Annotated in this window: 17 protein-coding genes; 9 read left to right on the top strand and 8 right to left on the bottom strand. The window is 68.9% G+C overall.

All coding sequences use genetic code 11. The features are described 5' to 3' along the window. Positions 1-119: 119 nt before the first annotated feature. Positions 120-1562 carry a bifunctional 2-methylcitrate dehydratase/aconitate hydratase gene (locus LVB77_RS06980; protein WP_232909431.1) on the bottom strand — a complete coding sequence of 481 codons (1443 nt, stop codon included), beginning with the start codon at positions 1560-1562 and terminating at the stop codon, positions 120-122. Between the two features lie 155 nt (positions 1563-1717). On the opposite strand from LVB77_RS06980, the gene LVB77_RS06975 reads away from it, so the two are divergent. Beyond that, positions 1718-2509: a class III extradiol ring-cleavage dioxygenase gene (locus LVB77_RS06975; protein ID WP_232909430.1), complete on the top strand. Its 792-nt coding sequence runs from the start codon at positions 1718-1720 to the stop codon at positions 2507-2509. A gap of 326 nt (positions 2510-2835) precedes the next feature. On the opposite strand, the gene LVB77_RS06970 is transcribed toward LVB77_RS06975, so the two are convergent. Continuing rightward, complete coding sequence (locus LVB77_RS06970; protein WP_232909429.1) at positions 2836-3762, bottom strand: LysR family transcriptional regulator; 927 nt, start codon at positions 3760-3762, stop codon at positions 2836-2838. 101 nt (positions 3763-3863) lie between these two features. On the opposite strand from LVB77_RS06970, the gene LVB77_RS06965 reads away from it, so the two are divergent. The 5 genes from LVB77_RS06965 (at position 3864) to LVB77_RS06945 (ending at position 8706) form a co-directional block, all read left to right on the top strand. Then, complete coding sequence (locus tag LVB77_RS06965; RefSeq protein ID WP_232909428.1) at positions 3864-5090, top strand: MFS transporter; 1227 nt, start codon at positions 3864-3866, stop codon at positions 5088-5090. 64 nt (positions 5091-5154) lie between these two features. Beyond that, the gene (locus LVB77_RS06960) at positions 5155-6186 is read left to right on the top strand and encodes an aldo/keto reductase (protein WP_232909427.1); all 1032 of its coding nucleotides are present in this window, start codon (positions 5155-5157) and stop codon (positions 6184-6186) included. A gap of 32 nt (positions 6187-6218) precedes the next feature. Next, positions 6219-7016 carry an SDR family oxidoreductase gene (locus tag LVB77_RS06955; RefSeq protein ID WP_232909426.1) on the top strand — a complete coding sequence of 266 codons (798 nt, stop codon included), beginning with the start codon at positions 6219-6221 and terminating at the stop codon, positions 7014-7016. A 34-nt stretch (positions 7017-7050) separates the two neighbouring features. After that, positions 7051-8070 carry a zinc-binding alcohol dehydrogenase family protein gene (locus LVB77_RS06950; protein ID WP_232909425.1) on the top strand — a complete coding sequence of 340 codons (1020 nt, stop codon included), beginning with the start codon at positions 7051-7053 and terminating at the stop codon, positions 8068-8070. A gap of 3 nt (positions 8071-8073) precedes the next feature. Continuing rightward, the gene (locus LVB77_RS06945) at positions 8074-8706 is read left to right on the top strand and encodes a LysE family translocator (RefSeq protein ID WP_232909424.1); all 633 of its coding nucleotides are present in this window, start codon (positions 8074-8076) and stop codon (positions 8704-8706) included. Between the two features lie 29 nt (positions 8707-8735). Here the strand turns inward: LVB77_RS06945 and LVB77_RS06940 are convergent, their stop codons facing one another. After that, the gene (locus LVB77_RS06940) at positions 8736-10499 is read right to left on the bottom strand and encodes a patatin-like phospholipase family protein (RefSeq protein ID WP_232909423.1); all 1764 of its coding nucleotides are present in this window, start codon (positions 10497-10499) and stop codon (positions 8736-8738) included. 382 nt (positions 10500-10881) lie between these two features. Next, positions 10882-12918 carry an elongation factor G gene (gene fusA, locus LVB77_RS06935; RefSeq protein ID WP_232909422.1) on the bottom strand — a complete coding sequence of 679 codons (2037 nt, stop codon included), beginning with the start codon at positions 12916-12918 and terminating at the stop codon, positions 10882-10884. 510 nt (positions 12919-13428) lie between these two features. On the opposite strand from fusA, the gene LVB77_RS06930 reads away from it, so the two are divergent. The 3 genes from LVB77_RS06930 to LVB77_RS06920 all read left to right on the top strand — a co-directional run bounded on the left by LVB77_RS06930 (position 13429) and on the right by LVB77_RS06920 (position 17112). Next, complete coding sequence (locus tag LVB77_RS06930) at positions 13429-15495, top strand: NADPH-dependent 2,4-dienoyl-CoA reductase (protein ID WP_232909421.1); 2067 nt, start codon at positions 13429-13431, stop codon at positions 15493-15495. Positions 15496-15870: 375 nt separating this feature from the next. After that, positions 15871-16329, top strand: coding sequence for a cell wall hydrolase (locus tag LVB77_RS06925; protein WP_115857136.1), 459 nt, complete (start codon positions 15871-15873; stop codon positions 16327-16329). 171 nt (positions 16330-16500) lie between these two features. Further along, entirely contained in the window at positions 16501-17112 is a 612-nt protein-coding gene (locus tag LVB77_RS06920) for a glutathione S-transferase N-terminal domain-containing protein (RefSeq protein ID WP_232909420.1), read from the top strand. A gap of 669 nt (positions 17113-17781) precedes the next feature. Here LVB77_RS06920 and LVB77_RS06915 read toward each other — a convergent pair. From LVB77_RS06915 to LVB77_RS06900, 4 genes are all read right to left on the bottom strand, one after another. Next, on the bottom strand, positions 17782-18315 hold the full coding sequence (locus LVB77_RS06915; protein ID WP_232909419.1) for a hypothetical protein: 534 nt from the start codon (positions 18313-18315) through the stop codon (positions 17782-17784). Positions 18316-18556: 241 nt separating this feature from the next. Beyond that, positions 18557-19711, bottom strand: a complete 1155-nt coding sequence (gene prpC, locus LVB77_RS06910) for a 2-methylcitrate synthase (RefSeq protein ID WP_232909418.1) — start codon at positions 19709-19711, stop codon at positions 18557-18559. A gap of 9 nt (positions 19712-19720) precedes the next feature. Continuing rightward, a complete protein-coding gene (prpB, locus tag LVB77_RS06905; protein ID WP_232909417.1) occupies positions 19721-20602 on the bottom strand; it encodes a methylisocitrate lyase in 882 nt (293 codons plus the stop codon). A gap of 117 nt (positions 20603-20719) precedes the next feature. After that, positions 20720-21793 (bottom strand): suppressor of fused domain protein, encoded by a 1074-nt coding sequence (locus LVB77_RS06900; RefSeq protein ID WP_232909416.1) that lies wholly within the window; start codon positions 21791-21793, stop codon positions 20720-20722. Positions 21794-21877 lie beyond the last annotated feature (84 nt).

The following is a 21877-nucleotide window of genomic DNA, read 5'->3' as shown; positions in this document are numbered from 1 at the left end:
GGCCGCCTTCCGACGCCATCCCGCGCAGGTTAGGTTTGCCTATGTGAAAGCCATGTTAACAGGCATCTAACATTCACGACGGCTTCCGTGGTAAACGCCGACGCCGCCGCGCCCGTGAATCAGGGGCGCAACAGATCCAACAGCCGCGGGACCGGTAGAGCGTCCAATCGCGCCGGGTCCGTGGCCAGCGCGCACAGTGTATCGGCCTGCGCCGACGGCAAGCGGGCGCGGATCGCAGTCTCGAATTTGGCCATCAACAAAGGCAGTGCCTCGGCGCGGCGCAGACGGTGGCCTACAGGCACGTCGATGGAAACGCGCTCGCTGGCGCTGCCGTCGTCGTAATGCAGTTGCACCGAGTTGCCGATGTAGCGCTTGTCCGGATCGAGGTAGTCGCGGGTGTAGCGCGGATCCTCGGCCACGGTGGTCTTGTCGCGCAGCGCATCGATGCGCGGATCGGCGGCCACGGCGTCGCCGTAGTCCTCGGCGCGCAGGCGGCCGAAGATCAGCGGCACCGCGACCATGTATTGCAGGCAGTGATCGCGATCGGCGTAGTTGGCCAGCGGGCCGGTCTTGTCGATGATGCGGCGCCCCGCTTCCTGGGTATGCAGCTCGACGCGCGCGATGCGCTGCAGGCGGTCGCGCGCCTGCGGGTGCAGGCGCAGCGCGCACTCCACCGCGGTCTGGGCGTGGAACTCGGCCGGGTAGCTGATCTTGAACAGCACGTTCTCCATCACGTAGCTGCCCAGCGGGCGCTCGAACTCGAATGCGCGCCCACGCATGGCGACGTCGTAGAACCCCCAGGTCGGCGCCGACAGCGCGCTGGGGCAGCCGACCTCGCCCCTGACCGCGTTGAGCGCGTGCGTCACCGCGCGCCGGCAGGCGTCGCCGGCGGCCCAGCTCTTGCGCGGGCCGGTGTTGGGCGCGTGGCGGTAAGCGCGCAGCGCGCCGTTGTCGAGCCAGGCGTGGGAGATCGCGCTGAGGACGGCTTCGCGCGAACCGCCGAACAGCTGCGTGGCCAGCGCGGTCGAGGCCAGGCGCACCAGGATCACGTGGTCCAGGCCGACGCGGTTGAAGGCGTTGCGCAGCGCGTAGCAGCCCTGGATTTCGTGGGCCTTGATCGCGTGGCCCAACAGCGTGCGCACGTCGATGGCGCGGCCGCCGGCGGCTTCGTCGCGGCGCCCCAGGTAATCGGCCACCGCCAGCAGGGTGCCGAGGTTGTCGGAAGGATGGCCCCACTCCGCCGCCAGCCAGGTGTCGTTGAAATCCAGCCAGCGGATCTGGCTGCCGATGTTGTAGGCGGCTTGGGCCGGATCGAGTTCGTACGCGGTGAACGGCACGCGCGCGCCGCCGCGCAGCTCGGCGCCGGGCACCAGCGGGCCCAGGTGCTCGACGCAGGCCGGGTGCGCCATCGCCAGCGCGGCGCAGGCCAGCGAATCCAGCAGCATCCAGCGCGCGGTGGCGTAGGCCGCTTCGGAGTCGATGCGGTGGTCCAGCACGTAGTCGGCGATCTCGCGCATCGGCGCGTCGTAGTCGGGGCGCGCGGCGGAACGGGGGTCGGTCATCGGCGGCGGATCGCGGCATCGGGCGGTGGCGCCAGTGTGCGGCCGCCGCCGTGGGCGCCGCGCGAAACGCGGCGCGGCGTCCAGCGCCACCGGCGGAACGCTGCGGGCGGCGCGGCGCGCTGGCGTTTGCGCGCCGGCGGGATCAGGCTGCGGGCATGGACATCCCGACCCGCCTGCCCACCCTGTTCCTGTCCCACGGCTCGCCGATGCTGGCGGTCGAGGATTCCGCCGCCGGCCGCTTCCTCGACGGCCTGGGCGCGCAGCTGCCGTGGCCGAAGGCGATCGTGGTCGCGTCGGCGCATTTCATGACCGACCGGCCGATGCTGGGCGGACATCCGCAGCCGCATACCGTGCACGACTTCGGCGGTTTCCCGGCGCCGTTGTATGAGCTGCGCTATCCGGCGCCGGGCCAGCCCGCGCTGGCCGAAGCGATCCGCGCGCGCCTGCACGATGCCGGGTTGAATCCCAAGGTGCGCGAGGCGCACGGGCTGGATCACGGCGTGTGGGTGCCGCTGCGGCGCATGTATCCGCAGGCCGGGATTCCGGTGGTGCCGCTGTCGGTGATGCCGCACGGCGACGCCGCACAGCACTACGCCGTGGGCCGCGCGCTGGCGCCGCTGCGCGAGGAAGGCGTGCTGGTGATCGGTTCGGGCGGCTTCGTGCACAACCTGGGCGATCTGAACTGGCAGCAGCGCGACGCGCCGCTGGCGCCGTGGGCGCGCGAGTTCGGCGAGTGGATGCACGCGCGCCTGGACGCGCACGATCACGACGCGCTGATGGACTGGCAGGCGCAGGCGCCGCATGCGCGGCATGCGCATCCGACCGTCGAGCATCTGATGCCGCTGTTCGTGGCGTTGGGCGCGGCCGGAGAGCAGGCCTCGGTGCGCAGCCTGCACCGCTCGCACGAAATGGGATCGCTGGCGCTGGATGCGTTCGCGTTCGATTGAGCGCGCCGACGGCTTTGGGGTAGGCGCGGCGTGAGCCGCGACCGCGACAACCTCGATCGCGACGCATCCCCCACATGTGCGGTTCACGGTCGCGGCTGACGCCGCTCCTACCCCAAAGCCTGCGGCGCCAGGCTGTCTGTGGGAGCGGCGTGAGCCGCGATGCGCGCCGAACTCGCGGGTTCTTCCCCGACTGGAGCAATCGCGGCTTACGCCGCTCCCACAGGGATCCTACCGTCGCTCGCACGGGCTGGCGTCGACGCTGTCCTGCGCATCAACACCAAACACCGCCCTGTACGCGCCGGCGCACGCCACGACCGCATCACCGCCTACGGCACCGACACCTCGTACCGCTCCCACGGCGGATGCTCGCCGAAGCGCGCGGCGAGGAAGTCGGTGAACGCGCGCACACGCGGCGGGATCAGGCGGCGTTGCGGCATCACCGCGTAGATGCCGGATTCGGCAACGCTGTAATCGGGCATCACCGGGATCAGCCGTTTCGCGCGCAGGTCTTCGTTGACGTGCCAGGTCGAATGCACGGCGATGCCCAGGCCGGCGACCACGGCGTCGCGCAGCAGTTCGCCCAGGTTGCTTTCGAACCGGCCCGACACGCGCACCGCGAACTCGCGCCCCTGGCGGTCGTGCAGTCGCCACAGATCCTGCCGCCCCTGGCTGCCGACCAGCAGCAGGCACTCGTGGCGCGCGAGCTCCTCCGGCGAATTGGGCATGCCGTGGCGGCGCACGTACTCGGGCGAGGCGCAGATCACGCGCCGGTTCGGCGCGAGCTTGCGCGCGACCAGGCTGGAATCCTCGAGCGCGCCGATGCGGATCGCCAGGTCGAAGCCCGAACTCACCAGATCCAGCAGCTGATCGTTGAGATTCACGCTGACCTTGACCCGCGGGTACAGGGCCAGGAACTCCGGCAACAGCGGCGACAGGTACTGGCGCCCGAACGAGGCCGACGCGGTCAGGCGCAGGGTGCCGGCGACGTCGGTGGCGGCCTGGCGCAGGCCGCCGGTCAGCGCCTCCAGGTCCTCGACCAGCGCCCGCCCCTGCTCGGCCAGCGCGGCGCCTTCGGGGGTGGCGTGCAGCTGGCGCGTGGTCCGGTGCAGCAGGCGCACGCCCAGGTCGCGTTCCAGGCGCTTGAGGCGCTGGCTGGCCACCGCGACCGACAGGTCCAGGCTGCGCGCGGCGGCGCTGATCGAGCCCAGGTCGAGCACACGCAGGAACAGGGCGAGGTCGCCGACGCGGTCCATGGCCGTTTATCAACCAAATATTGAAACTGATTAGTCATCTTGGTGGTTTTTGCTGAAGATGCAAGCTTCCAGACTGCCGGCCTCCCCAGTGGATGCCCGACATGGAATCCCCCGCCCTCCCCGCCGCCAAGCAGCGCATGCCCCTGGCCCTGTATGCCCTCACCGCCGGCGCCTTCGGCATCGGCACCACCGAATTCGTGATCATGGGCCTGCTGATGCAGGTCGCCGCCGACCTGCAGGTGAGCATCGCCGCGGCCGGCCTGCTGATCTCCGGTTACGCGTTGGGCGTGTTCGTCGGCGCGCCGCTGCTGACCACCGCCACCCGGCGCCTGCCGCGCAAGACCGTGCTGGTCGCGCTGATGGTGATCTTCACCCTGGGCAACATCGCCTGCGCGCTGGCGCCCAACTACACCACGCTGATGATCGCGCGCGTGATCACCTCGCTGGCCCACGGCACCTTCTTCGGCGTCGGCGCGGTGGTCGCGACCGGCCTGGTGTCGGAAGACCGCAAGGCCTCGGCGATCTCGATCATGTTCGTCGGCCTGACCGTGGCCACCCTGCTGGGCGTGCCGGCCGGCGCCTGGCTGGGCCTGCACCTGGGCTGGCGCTCGACCTTCTGGGCGGTGGCCGCGATCGGCGTGATCGCGACGGTCGTGATCGCGGCGCTGGTGCCGCGCGACCGCGGCCAGGCGGAGCACGTGGCGCTGCGCGCGGAGATCAAGGCCGTGACGCATCCGCAGGTGCTGTTGGGGCTGGCGATGACCGTGCTCGGCTTCGCCGGCGTGTTCACCGTGTTCACCTACATCCAGCCGATCCTGATGCAGGTCACCGGCTTCGCCGAAAGCGCGGTATCGCCGATCCTGCTGGTGTTCGGCGTCGGCCTGATCGCCGGCAACCTCATTGGCGGCCGCCTGGCCGACCGTCGCCTGGCGCCTGCGCTGATCGGCACCCTGGTCGCGCTGGCGCTGGTGCTGGGCCTGATGACCTTCGCCCTGCACAGCAAGATGGCGGCGGTGATCTTCGTCGCCCTGCTCGGCATCGCCGCGTTCGCCACGGTGTCGCCGATCCAGCTGTGGGTGCTGCAGAAGACCGACGACGCCGGCCGCAATCTCGCCTCCAGCCTCAACATCGGCGCCTTCAATCTCGGCAACGCGCTGGGCGCGTGGCTGGGCGGCGCGGTCATCAACCTCGGCCTGGGCCTGGGCGCGGTGACCTGGGTGGCGGCGCTGGTGACGGTATCGGGCATCGCATTGGCGGTGTGGGCGGCGCGTCTGGATGCGCCGCGCAAAGCGGCCGTGGCGCCGGGCGTGGCCTGCCCGGCCGCCTGACCGACACGCAACGATTTCAACGCGCGGCAACGCGCCGTACGCAACCACTCTCCAAGGAACCCTCATGGACACCCGCTTTCTCGGCAACTCCGGCTTCAAGGTGCCGGCCCTGGGCTTCGGCGCCGGCACCTTCGGCGGCAAGGGCCCGCTGTTCAGCGCCTGGGGCAATACCGACGTCGCGCAAGCGCGGCGCCTGATCGAGATCTGCCTGGACGCCGGCGTCAACCTGTTCGACACCGCCGACGTGTATTCCGACGGCGCCTCCGAATCCATCCTCGGCGCCGCCATCCAGGGCCGCCGCGACCAGGTCATCCTGTCGACCAAGCTCAGCCTGCGCGCCGGCGAAGGCGCCAACGACGTCGGCGCCTCGCGCCACCACCTGATCCGCGGCGTAGACCGCGCCCTGCAGCGCCTGGGCACCGACTACATCGACCTGCTGCAGCTGCACCACTTCGATGCGCAGACGCCGGTCGAGCAGGTCATGTCCACGCTGGACGACCTGGTGCGCGCCGGCAAGCTGCGCTACCTGGGCGTGTCCAACTACTCCGGCTGGCAGCTGATGAAGTCGCAGGCCGTCGCCGACCGTTACGGCTACTCGCGCTTCGTCGCCAACCAGACCTACTACTCGCTGGTCGGCCGCGACTACGAATGGGAGCTGATGCCGCTGGCCCAGGACCAGGGCGTGGGCGCGGTGGTGTGGAGCCCGCTGGGCTGGGGCCGCCTGACCGGCAAGATCCGCCGCGGCCAGCCGCTGCCCGAGGGCAGCCGTCTGCACGACACCGCCGGCTTTGCGCCGCCGGTGGACGAGGCGCGTCTGTACGACATCGTCGATGCGCTGGACGAAGTCGCCGCGGAAACCGGCAAGACCGTGCCGCAGATCGCGCTGAACTGGCTGCTGCAGCGCCCGACCGTGTCGAGCGTGCTGATCGGCGCGCGCAACGAGGAACAGCTGCGGCAGAACCTGGGCGCGGTGGGCTGGAACCTCAGCGCCGAGCAGGTCGCCAAGCTCGACGCCGCCAGCCGCGTCACGCCGCCTTATCCCTATTACCCGTATTGGAACGGCATGTTCGCCGAGCGCACGCCGGCGCCGGTCTAACCCTCCCCTCTACCGAACACGAGAGCATCCCCATGAACACCGCATCCCTGTCCGATTGGACCGCCGTGGTCACCGGTTCCACCGCCGGCATCGGCTACGCCATCGCCGAGGAACTCGCGCGCGCCGGCGCGCAGGTCGTGGTCAACGGCCGCAGCCAGGCCCGCGTCGACGCCGCTCTGGACTCGCTGCGCGCGGCCGTGCCGCACGCGCAGCTGCGCGGCGTCGCCGCCGACCTCGCCAGCGCGCAGGGCGCGGCCGACTTCATCGCCGCCGTGCCGCAGACCGACATCCTGATCAACAACCTCGGCATCTTCGTGCCCACCGATTTCGCCGACATCGGCGACGACGAGTGGCAGCGCCTGTGGGACGCCAACGTGATGAGCGGCGTGCGCCTGTCGCGACACTACTTCGGCGGCATGCTGGAACGCGACCGCGGCCGCGTGGTGTTCCTGTCCAGCGAATCGGGCCTGCAGATTCCGGCCGAGATGATCCACTACGGCGTGACCAAGGCCGCGCAGATCGCGCTGGCGCGCGGCATGGCCCAGCTCACCACCGGTACCGCGGTCACGGTCAATTCGGTGCTAGCCGGCCCCACCCGCTCGGAAGGCGTGGGCGTGTTCGTCGAGCAGCTGGCCCAGCAGCAGGGCGTGAGCACGGCCGACTTCGAGAAACAGTTCTTCGACACCGCGCGCCCCACCTCGCTGCTGCGCCGCTTCGCCGAACCGGCCGAGATCGCGCGCGTGGTCGCCTTCGTCGCCAGCCCGGCGGCCTCGGTGGTCAACGGCGCAGCGATTCGCGCCGAGGGCGGCCTGGTGCTGTCCGCGTTCTGATTCCCTTCCCACTTCGCACCGTTCCGGAGCCTCCATGAAAGCCGTCGCCCTCACCCGCTACCTGCCTATCGACGATCCCGAGTCGCTGTTCGACGTCGACCTGCCCGACCCCGTCGCGCCGCAGGGCCACGACCTGCTGGTGCGGGTCGAGGCGATTTCGGTCAACCCCGTCGACACCAAGGTGCGCGCGCCCAAGCCGAACGTGGAAGCGCAGCCGCGCGTGCTCGGCTACGACGCCGCCGGCACCGTCGCCGCGGTCGGCGACGCGGTCACCCGCTTCAAGGTCGGCGACCGCGTCTACTACGCCGGCGACATCACCCGCCCGGGCAGCAATGCGCAGCTGCAACTGGTCGACGAACGCGTGACCGGCCATGCGCCGCAGTCGCTGGACGCCGCGCAGGCCGCGGCGCTGCCGCTGACTGCGATCACCGCCTGGGAGCTGCTGTTCCAGCGCATGCCCTTCGATGCCGACAAGGGCGGCGTCGGTAAGACCGTGTTGGTGATCGCCGGCGCCGGCGGCGTCGGCTCGATCGCGATCCAGCTCGCGCGCCGCGCCGGCTTCAACGTGATCGCTACCGCCTCGCGCGCCGAAACCATCGACTGGTGCCGCGCGATGGGCGCGCACGAGGTCATCGACCATCGCCAGCCGCTGCTGCCGCAGTTGCAGGCGCTGGGGCATGCGCACGTCGAAGCGGTGCTCAACCTGGCCGACACCGACCGCTACTGGGATGCGATCGGCGAACTGCTGGCGCCGCAGGGCCATGTCGGTCTGATCGTCGAGCCCAGCGGCGCGCTCAGGATAGGCGATCCCTACAAGGCCAAGTGCATCGGCATCCATTGGGAAATGATGTTCGCCCGTCCGCGCTTCCAGACCGCCGACATGGTCGAGCAAGCGCGCATCCTCGATCGCGTGGCCAAGCTCATCGACGGCGGCGAGTTGCGCGGCACCCACACCGAAACCCTGGGCCGCATCGACGCCGCCCACCTGCGCGAGGCGCACCGCCGCCTGGAATCGGGCAGCACCATCGGCAAGCTGACCCTGGCGGGCTGGTAGCGTATGAGCGCCGCGTCCTGGGGGCTGTTCTGCACGCTGGCGTTGCTGACCGCGTTCAGTCCGGGACCGGCAGTGTTGCTGGCGGTGTCCAACACCGCCGCGCACGGCGCGCGCCGCGCAATGCTGGGCTCGGTCGGCAATGCCTTGGGCGTGTTCCTGGTGTCGGCGACCGCGATGCTGGGCCTGGGCGCGCTGCTCAAGACCTCGGCCTGGTTGTTCGCCGCGCTCAAGCTGGCCGGCGCGGCCTACCTGATCTGGCTGGGCCTGCGGCAATGGCGCGCACGCGACGACCTGTTCGCGCGCGCGCCCTCGCCGGTTCGCGCAGGCGCACCGCAGCGCCTGTTCTGGCAAGGCCTGCTGGTCGCGACCACCAACCCCAAGAGCATCCTGTTCTTCACCGCACTGCTGCCGCAGTTCATGCGCACCGACGCGCCGCTGCTGCCGCAGTTCTTCGCCCTCACCCTGAGCTTCGCCGCCTGCACGGTGCTGTCGCACCTGTGCTACGTGATGTTGGCCGGCGCCTTGCGCAGTTGGCTAGCGCAACCGGCGCGCGCACGCTGGTTCAATCGCGTACTAGGTACCGGCTATGCGGCGATGGGATTCAGCCTGCTGCGCTTGCGCCCTGCAGCCGTGTGACAAAGCGCCACAACTATGGCCGCATTGGGCTAGCGACTTACCCAAATCTCCAGTGAACGCGGCGCGATATCTGTACTCGGCTGCGGCCGGTTCATCGGAGCGAACAAACCGGTGGCATCGATATCGGCCGTCAGCTGTATCGCCGCCGGCAGATCCTCAGAGTTGCCGTAGCGAACTTCGCGCCGCTTGTCCGCCTCCGGGGTTCGTTCGCCACCATCCAGCGCGCCAGGCGCATTGGGCCACTGGCTCTGTATGCGCCGTCCGAAATCCTTCATCTCGTCGCGCCGAATCGCTCCCGCAAACTGAATCCAGACTTGATAGTCGCCCCTCGCCAACGCCCCGGCCGGCGGCCTCACCGGATCCTTGAGCATCCCCGCTTTCTTCAATTCGGCAATCAAATCCTTCTTGTCTTGCGACAATTGCTTTATCTCTTCTCGTTGCGCTTCGATCTTACGATCCTTGGCGCCCTCGTTGGTGACCTTCTCTGCAGCCACTTTCTCCGCGAGCAAGGACATTTGAAGCACCAGGAAGATCGGCGTGAACACGACAAGAAAAATCGCATACAGCGCGTACGTCGCCCAATCGCCAAGATCGAGCACGAACGCTCCGCGCTTGGCGGCATCCTCTGCCACCTGTTCCAGCTTGGCCGCCGACGCCTGCGGCGCGTCCGGGCGCGCGTCGCCGGTTTCGAACTGGCATTTGCGCAGCGCCTGCAGCCCCGTACCGAACCCATGCGCGACCAGCATGTCCGCCAGCATCGGCGTAAACCTGTCTAGGTCGGTTCTGACCTTGTTGAGCCTGCCCTGCGTGTCTTCAGACAGATACGCGTCATCCACCGACTGACCTATACGAACATCGACCACCTCCATCCCGACCGAAGCGATCCGGTGATCGGTACTGTCCGCTGAGCGTCGCATCATGATGTCCGACGCACGCACGTTGCGAGACACGACACCCCAGAGCCAGGCACCTTGGTCGGTGCGGAAAGAAGCGCCCGCGTTGCTTAGGACGACTGTACTTGCGCGACTGGCACCTCTACTCCTGTCGTAGATGAGTTTTTCTGCGCCCAGATTGTCGTAAACACCACCATCGGACAGATCCGTGATGCCTTGCAGCGCCGGATCGTCCACATTGGACAGCATGCGATCGGTCAACCGCAGCGGCGGGAACAGCGGCGGGAACGCGCTCGATGCCGCGACCGCGAATGCGACGGGAATCCGACCCGCGGTGGTTCTGATCAGCTTCGCCTCTCGAGCGCCACGCGCCACCTGGCTTACCTCGAAATGCCTGGCCGAAAAACTGCACATGTCTCCCGTCCTGAAGCTGGTGGAAAGGAGATGCAACACGGGCCGGGGCCGCCCTTCGCGACCACGCAGTTCTTCCAGGCATGCCTTGGAATAGAGCGATTCGTACTCCTGTCTCAGCCAGTACGTCCGCGGGCCGCGCTTCATAAGCCTCGGCACGATGAGCAGGCATGAACTGAGCCATCGACGCAGGACACGATTGCGAATGTCGCGATAGGCCAGCGCACGAATCTGCCTTGCCATTTCCTGAAATTCGTCTTCCGAGCCGCAGTACTTCTCCCAGTTCAACACCAGATGCGCGGCCAGAATGCTGCCACCGGACACCGAGTAGATTTCGCCGACGCTTTCCAGCGCGGAGCGGCCGCCGCGGCGTGCCGCGCGCAGCGCCTGCAGCACGCCCAGATGGAACAAGGTGGCTCTCAGGCCACCGCCGGACAGGCACAGCGCCAGCGGCGCTTCATCGGCCAGCGCGGACATCGGCTCGGACATGGCATAGCTTCCCTGACAGTGCGACGCGAGCCACATTCCCTGTAGCGGCGGCTCCCCTGGCGGGAGCATACGACGAGAGGAGCGGGGCCGCACGGCGCCCTCTTTGTGGTTGGCAACTTCCGGCAGCGGCAGCGCAACGGGACCGCGCCGGCCCGACAACGACGCATGCGTCGCTCCTAATCGCTGCATCGAAGCGACGGGGCTTCTGTGGGAGCGGCGTAAGCCGCGGCTACCCCAACAGGGGAAGACCTCGCGAGTTCGCGGCGAATCGCGGCTTACGCCGCTCCCACAGAAAGCGACGTGCATTGCTTGCTTGATCGCTGGCTCAAAGAAGGAGGGCCGGCAATGCCGGCCCTCCGTCGTGTTGCCAGCTGATGCAGACTTAACCGTCTCGCGCGACCTCGTAGCCGTCGAACACCAGCGAGGCCGACGCCCGCCCCTGGGTCAGCGAACGCAGCGCGGTGGTGTAGCCCGACAGCTGCGCCAGCGGCGCGCGCGCGGAGACGTCGGCGCGCGTGCCGCGGTCGTCGATCGCCAGCACCCGCCCGGAGCGACGCTGCAGGTCGCCGACCACGTCGCCGACGTTGCCGGCGGGCGTGTCCACGACCAGCGTCATCACCGGCTCCAGTACCGTGGTGCCGCTGAGCGCCAGCGCCGCCTTCAGCGCCTCGGCCGCCGCGCGTTGGAACGCGAGTTCGGACGAATCCACCGCATGCGTCTGTCCGTCGACCAGGCTCACCGTGAGCCCGACCACCGGATAGCCGCGCGGCCCTTCCGGCAACGCGCCGCGCAAACCCTTTTCGGTCGCGTTGACGAAGTTGCGCGGCACCACGCCGCCGGTCGTGCGGTCGACGAATTCGAAGCCGCCGTCCTCGCGCGGCTCGACGTCGATCACCACGCGCGCGAACTGCCCGCTGCCGCCGTTCTGCTTGGACAGCTTGCCTTCCACGCCCGTCACCGCACGGCTTGGCGTTTCCTGGTAAGCCACGCGCGGCGAACCGGTGCGCACCTCGACCTTCCACTCCTGCCGCAGGCGTTCGACCATCACTTCCAGGTGCAGCTCGCCCATGCCCCAGATCAGGGTCTCGCCGGTGTCCTCGTCGCTGCCGACGTGGAACGACGGATCCTCCTGGGCCAGGCTGGCCAGTCCCTGGCCGAGCCGGATCAGGTCGCCGGCATTGGCCGCGCTCAGGCGCCACGACAGCACCGCCGGTTGAGCCTGGATCGCGTCCAGGACCAGGCGCCGGTCGCCCGCACTCAGGGTTTCGCCGCTGACCGCGTCCTTCCAGCCCTGCACCGCGACGATTTCGCCCGCGTACGCGGCCTCGACATCGCGACCGCGATCGGCCTGCACCACGACCAGACGCCCGACCCGCAACGCGCGTTCGCGACGCGAGGCCCAAACGGTGTCGCCGACCCGCAGCGTGCCCGAGTACAGGCGCACGAACGACAGCGCGCCGTGCTCCTTGTGCACGATCTTGAACACCAGGCCCGCCAGCGGACCGGACGCGTCCGGCGCCAATGCGACGTCGCCGTGTTCGCTGTCGGCGCGCACCCACGGCCGGTCCAGCGGCGACGGCAGGTAGTCGACGATCGCGTCCAGCAGCGTCTCCACGCCCTTGTTCTTGAACGCGGAACCGGCCAGCACCGGCGTGCCCGCGCCCTTGAGCGTGGCGCGGCGCAGCGCCGCCTTCAGCAGATCGGCGTCGATCGCGCGCGCTTCCAGGTAGGCCTGGGCGAGCGCGTCGTCGTGATCGGCGACGGCCTCGATCAGGCGCTGGCGCGAGGGCTCGTGGGCGGCGAATTCCTCGCCGCGCCAGGGGCGGCGCGCGATCGCGTCGTGCTCGTCCCACAGCACGATTTCGCGCGTCACGTAGTCGACCCAGCCGCGCAGCTCGTGTTCGCTGCCGATGCTCTCGCCCAGCGCCCAGGGTTGCGCGTCCAGCTTGTCGCGCATCTGCGCGAGCACGAGGTCCAGCGAGGCGCCGACGCGGTCCATCTTGTTGACGAACGCGATCAGCGGCACGCCGTGCCGGCGCGCCTGGCGCCACACGGTTTCCGATTGCGGCTGCACGCCGTCGACCGCGCTGAACACGGCGACCGCGCCGTCGAGCACGCGCAGCGAGCGTTCGACCTCGATGGCGAAGTCGATGTGGCCGGGCGTGTCGATGACGGTCAGGCGGTGTTCGGCCTGGCCCTGCGGCGTCCAGTGCGTCTGCACCGCCGCGGCGCCGATGGTGATGCCGCGGTCCTTTTCGATCGGACTGAAGTCGGTGGTGGCGGCGCCGTCGTGGACTTCGCCGGTGCGATGGATCGCGCCGGTCTTCCACAACAGGCGTTCGGTGAGCGTGGTTTTGCCCGCGTCGACGTGGGCGATGATGCCGAGGTTGCGCCAGCGGGAGACGGTGGTGGTGTTCATAAGGGTTTCGCTTTCTTGATTGCCAACTCGGGAGGCCGCGCGCCCCTGTTGGCGACAAGGCGCGCGGCTAGGCTTGGGTGTCTTCCGTGGTATTCACGACACGTGCTCCTTGGGTTTCCGGTACGGCGGTTGAGGGGGTGACGGCGATGAAACGCGGGCAATAAAAAAGCACCCTTGCGGGTGCTCTGTATCGGTGTGGCCGCGGCCGGTCGAATCAGTTCGACGCGGCTCCGCGTATCACAGGAGGCAGGCGCACCCGGCCCACGCTCGCGCGTAGGGCATGCAGCGATATCAGGAGCGGGAACTGCTTCATGGGCGGCGGGGCCGGTGTGTGGTGCGCATATCGTAGGGGCGGCCGCATCGGAGTCAATGGCCGCGCGGCGTTGCGGCGCGGGATGCAGCGTTGCGTGGCGGATACGACGCCGCGGCCCGGGGCAGCGGACGGGCGGTGGTTGTATCGCGGCCGGTTTCCCGGCATCGTGCGCGCTCCATACGCCAGCGTATTCCAGCATGACGGCCGCCAGCTCCCCGCCCGCACACCCCGCCGCCCCGCACCCGCTGTACCCCAAGCTGTTCGAGCCGCTGGACCTGGGTTTCTGCACCCTGCCCAACCGCGTGCTGATGGGGTCCATGCACACCGGGCTGGAGGACAAGGCCGCCGACTTCCCCAAGCTGGCGGCCTATTTCGGCGAGCGCGCGGCCGGCGGCGTCGGCCTGATCGTGACCGGCGGCTTCGCCCCCAACATCGTCGGCTGGCTCAAGCCCTTCGGCGGCAAGCTGAGCTGGCGCTGGGAGGTCGGCAAGCACCGCCAGGTGACCCGGGCCGTGCACGAACACGGCGGCCGCATCTGCCTGCAGATCCTGCACGCCGGCCGCTACGGCTATCACCCGCTGCAGGTGGCGCCGTCCAAGCTCAAGGCGCCGATCAATCCGTTCACGCCGCGCGCGCTGTCCGGCTTCGGCGTGCGCGCGCAGATCCGCGCCTTCGTCAACAGCGCCCGACTCGCGCGCGAAGCCGGCTACGACGGCGTCGAAGTGATGGGCTCGGAAGGCTATCTGCTCAACCAGTTCACCGTGCCGCGCACCAACAAGCGCGACGACGAATGGGGCGGCGACGCCGCGCGCCGGATCGCGTTCGTGACCCGCATCGTGCGCGGCATCCGCGAAGCCTGCGGCCCGGATTTCATCATCGTCTACCGGCTGTCGATGATCGACCTGGTCGACGGCGGCTCGACCTGGGAGGACGTGATCGCGCAGGCCAAGGCGGTCGAGGCCGCGGGCGCGACCCTGATCAACACCGGCATCGGCTGGCACGAGGCGCGCATTCCCACCATCGCCACCTCGGTGCCGCGCGCGGCCTTCACCGGCATCACCGCGCGGCTCAAGCCGCACGTGGGCGTGCCGCTGATCACCACCAACCGCATCAACATGCCCGACGTCGCCGAGCGCATCCTGCGTGAGGGCGAGGCCGACATGGTGTCGATGGCGCGGCCGCTGCTGGCGGATCCGGCCTGGGTGGCGAAAGCGCGCGAGCGCCGCAGCGACGAGATCAACACCTGCATCGCCTGCAACCAGGCCTGCCTGGACCACGTGTTCGAGAACAAGCACGCCAGTTGCCTGGTCAACCCGCGCGCCTGCGCCGAGACCGAACTCAACTACACCCCGACCGCGGCGCCCAAGCGCGTGGCCGTGGTCGGCGCGGGCCCGGCCGGTCTGGCCTGCGCGACGGTCGCGGCCGAACGCGGCCACCGCGTGACCCTGTTCGACGCCGCGCACGAGATCGGCGGCCAGTTCAATCTGGCCAAGCAGATCCCCGGCAAGGAAGAGTTCCACGAAACCCTGCGCTACTTCGCGCGCAAGCTCGAAACCAGCGGCGTCGAGCTGCGCCTGAACACACGCGCCGACGCCGCCGCGCTGGCCGGCTACGACGCCGTGGTGCTGGCCACCGGCATCGCCCCGCGTGCGGTCGATTTCCCCGGCGCCGACCATCCCAAGGTGCTGAGCTACCTGGATGTATTGCGCGACGGCGTGGTGCCCGGCGCCAAGGTCGCGATCATCGGCGCCGGCGGCATCGGTTTCGACGTCGCCGAGTACCTGGTGCATCCGGCCGGCCACGCCAGCTCCAGCCTCGACGCCGCACGCTGGCGCGCCGAATGGGGCGTGGACCTGGGCTATGGCGAGAACCGCGGCGGCCTGACCGAGGCGCAGCCGGAGCCGCCCGCGCGCCAGGTCTGGCTGCTGCAGCGCAGCCCGGGCAAGCCCGGCGCGCGCCTGGGCAAGACCACCGGCTGGATCCATCGCGCGACGCTGAAGGCCAAGCAGGTGCGCATGCTGGGCGGGGTCGAATACCTGGGCGTGGACGACGAAGGCCTGCGCATCCGCGTCGACGGCAGCGAGCAACTGCTGGCGGTCGATCACGTGGTGGTCTGCGCCGGCCAGGAGCCGTTCAAGCCGCTGGCCGCGCAGTTGGGCGGCACCGGCCGCCCCGTGCACGTGATCGGCGGCGCCGACGTGGCCGCCGAGCTGGACGCCAAACGCGCCATCGCCCAGGGCAGCCGGGTCGCGGCGGCGCTGTAAAGCGTTTTCAGGCCCGCTGAACAGGGGCGCGCGTCACGCTCGCGGGGCCGTCTCGCGCCCGCGAGATACCCTTCACTGGCAAGGCCTTAGCGCCTATTCAGAGTAAAAACTTGAGTTTTTTCGCGCACTTAGACATTCGGATTCAGCGAGCGTTTAGTTAGTCGCGGCTACCTTGCGCCAACTTTCACGCCGCCGCTTCAGGTGGCAACCCTCGCCGCCCGCGTCGTCCACGCGGTCCACGGCACGGGGCAAAAGCGCGCCGCAGAGCCGCTGCCCTCCCCAGTACGCCATGCCGGTCCACACCGTGTCGTCCGTCCCCGCTAGGAGGGAACGGAAGCCCCAGTGCGGTCCGGCGCAACGGAGCAAGGAGTCCCAATGAAACTCGCCTGGATCCTGTGGCTGGCCTCTGTGCTTCCGCCGCAGCCCGCCGACTCGCTGTGTTTGAGCACCACCGTCTACCTGGAAGCCCGCGACCAGTCCATCCGCGGCCAGAAGGCCGTGGCCGAAGTCGCCCTGCGTCGCCGCGACAGCGGCCTGTGGGGAGACTCCGTCTGCGAGGTGGTCACCGCCCGCAAGCAGTTCGCCCCGACCCTGGTGTCGCCGGGCACGCGTCTGAGCAACACCGAGGCCTGGGCCGAGTCGGTGCAGATCGCCCTGGAAGCCGAGCGCAACTGGGCCCTGCCGGCCGGTCAGCGCAAGGAGATCGTGCCGGGCGCCAGCCACTTCGCCGCCCACGCGATCGCCAGCCCGAGCTGGCGCAACGCCTATCAGGTCGCGACCATCGGCGATCACACCTTCTATCAGGTGCAGAAGCTCAAGCCGCGCAAGTCCTGAGCGGTCGCAACGCAAGAACGAAGCCGTGAGGAACGGGTGAATGCGCCCGTTCCTTTTTCTTTGCCGGTGCGTACGCGTGCGCACCGTTGAAGTGGCGCTTTGGCGAACCCATGCAGTGATGAGAACGCAGCGCTACGCTGCATCCGTTCATCGCTCACCAGGACCTCGCCCATGAAGCTCTACACCAAACCCGGCGCGTGCTCGACCGCCGACCACATCGCGCTGCAGTGGACCGGACAACCCTTCGACGTGCAGGTGATGACGCGCGAGGCGATGAAGGCGCCCGCGTTCCTCGCGATCAATCCGGCCGGCGCCGTGCCCGCGATCGAGGACGGCGATTTCGTGCTGACGCAGAACGCCGCGATCATGGGCTACATCGCCGACACGTATCCGGCCGCGCAACTGGCCGGCGATGGCAGTCCGCAGCAGCGCGCCACGGCGGCGCGCTGGCTGGCGTTCGTGAATTCCGATCTGCATCCCGCGTTCCTGCCGCTGTTCGCGCCGGCGCGCTTCTCGGAAGACGCCAGCGATCAACCCGCGCTCAAGGAGGCCGCGCACAAGCGCCTGCGCGCGCTGTTCGAAAGCGCCGATCGCCAGTTGGCCGGCAAACAGTGGCTGGCCGGTTTCCGCAGCTACGCCGATCCGTATCTGTACATCACCCTGCGTTGGGCCGATGGGCAGAAGATCGACCTGAGCGGCCTGGAGCATCTGGCGGCGTTCAAGCAGCGCATGGAAGCCGACGCGGGCGTGCGCGCGGCGTTGCAGGCGGAAGGGTTGGCTTAAACATCGCAGGGCGCGGTGACAACCGCACCATCGCGGCATCGGGCCCCGAGGCGAGGCGATTCGCCTTAGGCTCACCGTATCCTGCGGTCGGGGCCATGATGTCGGCGTTGCAACTTCGCTCTAAAGTCACTGGATCCCCGCTTTCGCGGGGATGACGGCAAAAGAAGCGAGTGCCGTTGCCGTTGCCGTTGCCGTTGCCGTTGCCGTTGCTGTTGAGTTTGCTCCGGCATTGAAGTCGATTGATCCGAAGCCACACGACCATCCCCAGACCCGGAGGGCGGCGCGCAGGACGCGCGCCGTTTTTCGATAGGACAGGGATGTCCTATCGAAAAATCCCCGCGCCAGAACCGAAGCCACACGGGAGCTTCTGGCTCAGACCCTTCTCTTTGGTTACTTTCTCTTGGGTCAGCAAGAGAAAGTGACCCGCATGCGCAGCAGGCGGAAGCCGTTGACCTTCGGTCAGAAGAAGCAAAACAACACCAAAAGCAAATCCCCCCAACCCGGCCGGCCAACAGGCACAGCCTGTTGTCGTTCACCCGTGCACGAACCTGCGGTTCGTAAACGCACGGCTTCACCCTTTGTTAAAGGAGGGAGCTAAGAGCAAAGGAAGGAGCTAGGAGCAAAGGAGGGAGTCGAAAGCGCGGAGCGGGCGTATGGCCTACCTACACCCTACAATTGCGCCGCCATGCGCAAGCGCCGATCAAGCTCATCCGCCAACGCCGCGTCGCGCGCCTTGGCCACAGCCGCGCGCAGGTCCGGCAGCAGTTGCGCCAATTCGGCCAGGTCGGCCGAGCGCTCGATCTTGAGTTGCAGGAAATAGCCGCGCAGGCCCAGCTGTTCGCGCACCGCGTCCGACATCAGCGCGTACAGCACGCCGTACCGGCTGGAGGTGTCGGTGCCGCCGTTGGCCGGCGTCGTGCTCGTGGTGGGCGCCGTGGCCGCAGCGGCGGACGCCGCCGCCAAGGCCGCGCGCACCGGCGCGGACGCCTGCCCACCGATGCCGATCAAGCCCATCGCGACCAACTGTTCCAGCGCGTCCTGCGGCCCGTGCAGCCCCGCTGCGACCGCGCGCAACTGGCCGACGTCGCGCTGCCCGTCGACCACCAGCAGCAGCGAGCGCAGCACGGTCGGCAGCTTGCGCGTGCGGCGCTCGATCTCGTCGCGGCCCGCCTCGGTCTTGCTCAGGATGTCCTGGTCGCGCATGGCCCCCCTCCGGCACGCATCGGCATGGCCGGCAAACGGCCGGCCGCAGTCCGACGCTACGCCTATCGGCGCGCTCGCGATGCGATGCGGTTCGCGCTTTGCCAGCACGCCGGCCGACTATGCCACGCGGCGGACGCGCCGCCGCCGCTGTTAGACCAAAGGACGAGGCCCAAAACGGAACAGGCCGCGCACGAGCGCGGCCTGTCCGGGTACTGCCGATGCGGCGCGACGGCCGCGCCGTTCAGCGCTGGTCGATCGCCACGTAGGCGCGGTCTTCCGGGCCGGTGTAGTTGGCGCTGGGGCGGATGATCTTGCCGTCCTCGCGCTGCTCGATCACGTGCGCGGCCCAACCGGTGGTGCGCGCGATCACGAACAGCGGCGTGAACATCGGCGTCGGGATGCCCATCATGTGATAGGCCGAGGCCGAGTACCAATCCAGGTTCGGGAACATCTTCTTCAGATCCCACATCAGCGTCTCGATACGCTCGCTGACGTCGAACAAGGTCTGGTTGCCGCCGTCCTTGCACAGCGCGCGCGACAGCTCCTTGATGATCGGGTTGCGCGGATCGCCGATGGTGTAGACCGGATGGCCGAAGCCGATCACGATCTCCTTGCGCTCCACGCGGGCGCGGATGTCGGCCTCGGCTTCGTCGGCGCTGTTGTAGCGCGAGATGATGTCCATCGCGACTTCGTTGGCGCCGCCGTGCTTGGGCCCGCGCAGCGCGCCGATCGCGCCGGTGATGCACGAATGCAGGTCCGAACCGGTGCCGGCGATCACGCGCGCGGTGAAGGTCGAGGCGTTGAACTCGTGCTCGGCGTAGAGGATCAGCGATTTGTCCAGCGAGTCGGCGTGCAACGCGCTGGGTTCCTCGCCGTGCAGCAGGTGCAGGAAGTGCGCGGCCACGCTGTCGTCGTCGGTCTCGCAGTCGATGCGGCGGCCGTTGCGGGTGAAGTGCCACCAGTACAGCAGCATCGAGCCGAAGCTGGCGATCAGGCGGTCGGCGATGTCGCGCGCCTCGCTGGCCGGATGGCCCTCGCGCTCGGGCAGCACCGTGCCCAGCACCGAGCAGCCGGTGCGCATCACGTCCATCGGATGGGCGTTGGCCGGCACCAGTTCCAGCGCGTCGGTGACGATCGCCGGCAGGCCGCGCAAGCGCTTGAGCTTGAGCTTGTAGGCCTTGAGCTGCGAGGCGGTCGGCAGCACGCCGTGCACCAGCAGGTGCGCGACCTCCTCGAACGTGGACTTGGTCGCCAGGTCGTGGATGTCGTAGCCGCGGTAATGCAGGTCGTTGCCGCTGCGGCCGACCGTGCACAGCGCGGTGTTGCCGGCGGCGGTGCCGCTGAGGGCGACGGACTTCTTGGCCTTGGGCAGTACTTGGGTGGCGTTGTCGCTCATCGGTGGTCCTTATTTGTCCTGCGCGAAGAGCTGGTCGAGCTTGTCTTCGTAGGCGTGATAGTTGAGGAAGTCGTACAGCTGCGCGCGGGTCTGCAGGGTGTCGACGATGTTCTTCTGCGTGCCTTCGCGGCGCACGGTCTCGTAGAAATTCAGCGCGGCCTTGTTCATGGCGCGGTAGGCGCCGCAGCAGTACAGGGCGATGTCGACGCCGGCCTCGCGCAGCTCGTCGGTGGTGAAGAACGGGGTCGATCCGAATTCGGTCAGGTTGGCCAGGATCGGCACTTTCACCGCGGCCTTGAAGCGGCGGTAGTCGTCCAGGGTGTTCATGGCCTCGGGGAAGATCATGTCGGCGCCGGCCTCGACGTAGGCCACCGCGCGCTCGATCGCCGAGTCGATGCCCTCGACCGCGGCGGCGTCGGTGCGCGCCATGATCACGAAGCTGTCGTCGGTGCGCGCGTCGACCGCGGCCTTCACCCGGTCGACCATTTCCTGCTTGCTCACCACTTCCTTGCCCGGGCGGTGGCCGCAGCGCTTCTGGCCGACCTGGTCTTCCATGTGCACGGCGGCCACGCCGACGTTGATGAAGGAACGGATGGTGCGGCCGATGTTGAAGGCGCCGCCCCAACCGGTGTCGATGTCGACCAGCAGCGGCAGGCCGGTGGCGTCGACGATGCGGCGCGCGTCGGTGAGCACGTCCTCCATGGTGCTGATGCCCAGGTCGGGCACGCCCAGCGAGTTGGCGGCGACGCCGCCGCCGGACAGGTACAGGGCCTTGTAGCCGGTGCGCTTGGCCATCAGGCCGGCGTAGGCGGTGATGGCGCCCATCACCTGCAAGGGCGATTCGGCGGAGAGTGCGGCGCGGAACTGCGCGCCGGCGGAGGTGTGGCTCATGCGGGCTCCATTGTGATCGGCCCCGGCAAACAGGGGCGATCCGGACATTTTACCCCAGCCGCCCGGGCCGGCCCTTTCCGCGTCCGGGCGGGACCGCGAGCGGCGTGCCCTGGGGGCTCAGCCTATGGTCTGGACCACGCGGCCGTCGGCGTCCTTGATCTGGGTCTTGCGCACCAGCAGGGACAGGGTGTCGAAGCTGCGCAGCGGGTACTGGCCCTCGCGCGCCTGCAGGGTCGAGATCAGCTCGCGCAGGGTCTCGGCGGTCAGGCTCAGGCGCAGGTCGTCGCCGACCGCCTCGGCGGCGTTGCGGCGCGCGCTGGCGAACTGCACCTGGGCCTCTCCGCCGATCAGCGAGAACGGCTTGTCGAACGGCAGCCGCAGCGGCAACAGGGCCAGCAGCTCGCCGACCTGGCGCGCGCCCAGCACCACCGTGGTCAGCGGCTTGCGCCAGCGCCGCGCCTGCTGCTCCCAGGACAGTTGGTCGACGAACACGAAACCGGTGGTGGAACCCTCGGCGGCGGTGCCGGCGGAGATCTCGGCCGCGATCTCCGACTCCTGCATCAGCGAAACGCGCTCCAGGTCGGTCACCCACAGCGGCATGTGCGGCTCGAACACCTGCAGCACCTTCAGCGTGGACCAGCGCTTGAGCGCGAGCTCCTCCTCGTTGGTCAGGCCGACCACCTGCAGGAACTCGACCTTGCCGTGCGGGCTGTCGATCGGCGCCAGCTCCGGATCGCGCACGAACGCCACCGAACGGATCGCGCTGTCGCTGTCGGCGGCGATCGGACCGTTGGCGTTGAGATAGTGGCCGTTGCTGAAGGCATTGCCGCTGTCGAACACGTAGCGCGCCAGGTTCTGCAAGAACGCCAGCGCCCACATCGGCGGCTCGGTGGCGTCGCTGTCGTCGCGCAGGCGGAAAGTCAGCTCGAAACCCCAGCCGCTGTGTTCGGCGTCGTCGGATTCCTTGGCGTACAGCTCGGACAGGCCGTAGGTGACGAAATGCCAATGCGGCACCGGCTCGCTGCGCTTGTAGGCGCTGATGCCGTCCAGCGGATCGGGCCCGCCCAGCGAGCGCCGCAGCAGGGTGCCGTAGTGACGCGGTTCCTGGTCGCCGTACAGCGGCGCCAGCGCGCGATCGATCGCCTCCCAACCGGGCGACGGGTCTTCGTGCTGCGCCTCGTCCTGTTCCATCGTGGGCCGCGTTCCGTGCCAGAGAGGGGTTTATGGTAGCGGAGCGCGCAGCAAGGCGGTGTCAAACGCCGGCCTGCGGCGCGC

It is taken from the genome of Lysobacter sp. 5GHs7-4, from assembly GCF_021284765.1.
GTDB lineage: Bacteria > Pseudomonadota > Gammaproteobacteria > Xanthomonadales > Xanthomonadaceae > Lysobacter.
The sequence above is the reverse complement of the archived record's forward strand: the minus strand, read 5'-3'. Positions and strand labels throughout refer to the sequence as shown.

Excerpts from the sequence above, each read along its gene's own strand:
- LVB77_RS06980 (WP_232909431.1), bottom strand. The coding sequence starts at position 1,562 with ATGACCGACCCCCGTTCCGCCGCGCGCCCCGACTACGACGCGCCGATG.
- LVB77_RS06975 (WP_232909430.1), top strand. The coding sequence starts at position 1,718 with ATGGACATCCCGACCCGCCTGCCCACCCTGTTCCTGTCCCACGGCTCG.
- LVB77_RS06970 (WP_232909429.1), bottom strand. The coding sequence starts at position 3,762 with ATGGACCGCGTCGGCGACCTCGCCCTGTTCCTGCGTGTGCTCGACCTG.
- LVB77_RS06965 (WP_232909428.1), top strand. The coding sequence starts at position 3,864 with ATGGAATCCCCCGCCCTCCCCGCCGCCAAGCAGCGCATGCCCCTGGCC.
- LVB77_RS06960 (WP_232909427.1), top strand. The coding sequence starts at position 5,155 with ATGGACACCCGCTTTCTCGGCAACTCCGGCTTCAAGGTGCCGGCCCTG.
- LVB77_RS06955 (WP_232909426.1), top strand. The coding sequence starts at position 6,219 with ATGAACACCGCATCCCTGTCCGATTGGACCGCCGTGGTCACCGGTTCC.
- LVB77_RS06950 (WP_232909425.1), top strand. The coding sequence starts at position 7,051 with ATGAAAGCCGTCGCCCTCACCCGCTACCTGCCTATCGACGATCCCGAG.
- LVB77_RS06945 (WP_232909424.1), top strand. The coding sequence starts at position 8,074 with ATGAGCGCCGCGTCCTGGGGGCTGTTCTGCACGCTGGCGTTGCTGACC.
- LVB77_RS06940 (WP_232909423.1), bottom strand. The coding sequence starts at position 10,499 with ATGTCCGAGCCGATGTCCGCGCTGGCCGATGAAGCGCCGCTGGCGCTG.
- fusA (WP_232909422.1), bottom strand. The coding sequence starts at position 12,918 with ATGAACACCACCACCGTCTCCCGCTGGCGCAACCTCGGCATCATCGCC.
- LVB77_RS06930 (WP_232909421.1), top strand. The coding sequence starts at position 13,429 with ATGACGGCCGCCAGCTCCCCGCCCGCACACCCCGCCGCCCCGCACCCG.
- LVB77_RS06925 (WP_115857136.1), top strand. The coding sequence starts at position 15,871 with ATGAAACTCGCCTGGATCCTGTGGCTGGCCTCTGTGCTTCCGCCGCAG.
- LVB77_RS06920 (WP_232909420.1), top strand. The coding sequence starts at position 16,501 with ATGAAGCTCTACACCAAACCCGGCGCGTGCTCGACCGCCGACCACATC.
- LVB77_RS06915 (WP_232909419.1), bottom strand. The coding sequence starts at position 18,315 with ATGCGCGACCAGGACATCCTGAGCAAGACCGAGGCGGGCCGCGACGAG.
- prpC (WP_232909418.1), bottom strand. The coding sequence starts at position 19,711 with ATGAGCGACAACGCCACCCAAGTACTGCCCAAGGCCAAGAAGTCCGTC.
- prpB (WP_232909417.1), bottom strand. The coding sequence starts at position 20,602 with ATGAGCCACACCTCCGCCGGCGCGCAGTTCCGCGCCGCACTCTCCGCC.
- LVB77_RS06900 (WP_232909416.1), bottom strand. The coding sequence starts at position 21,793 with ATGGAACAGGACGAGGCGCAGCACGAAGACCCGTCGCCCGGTTGGGAG.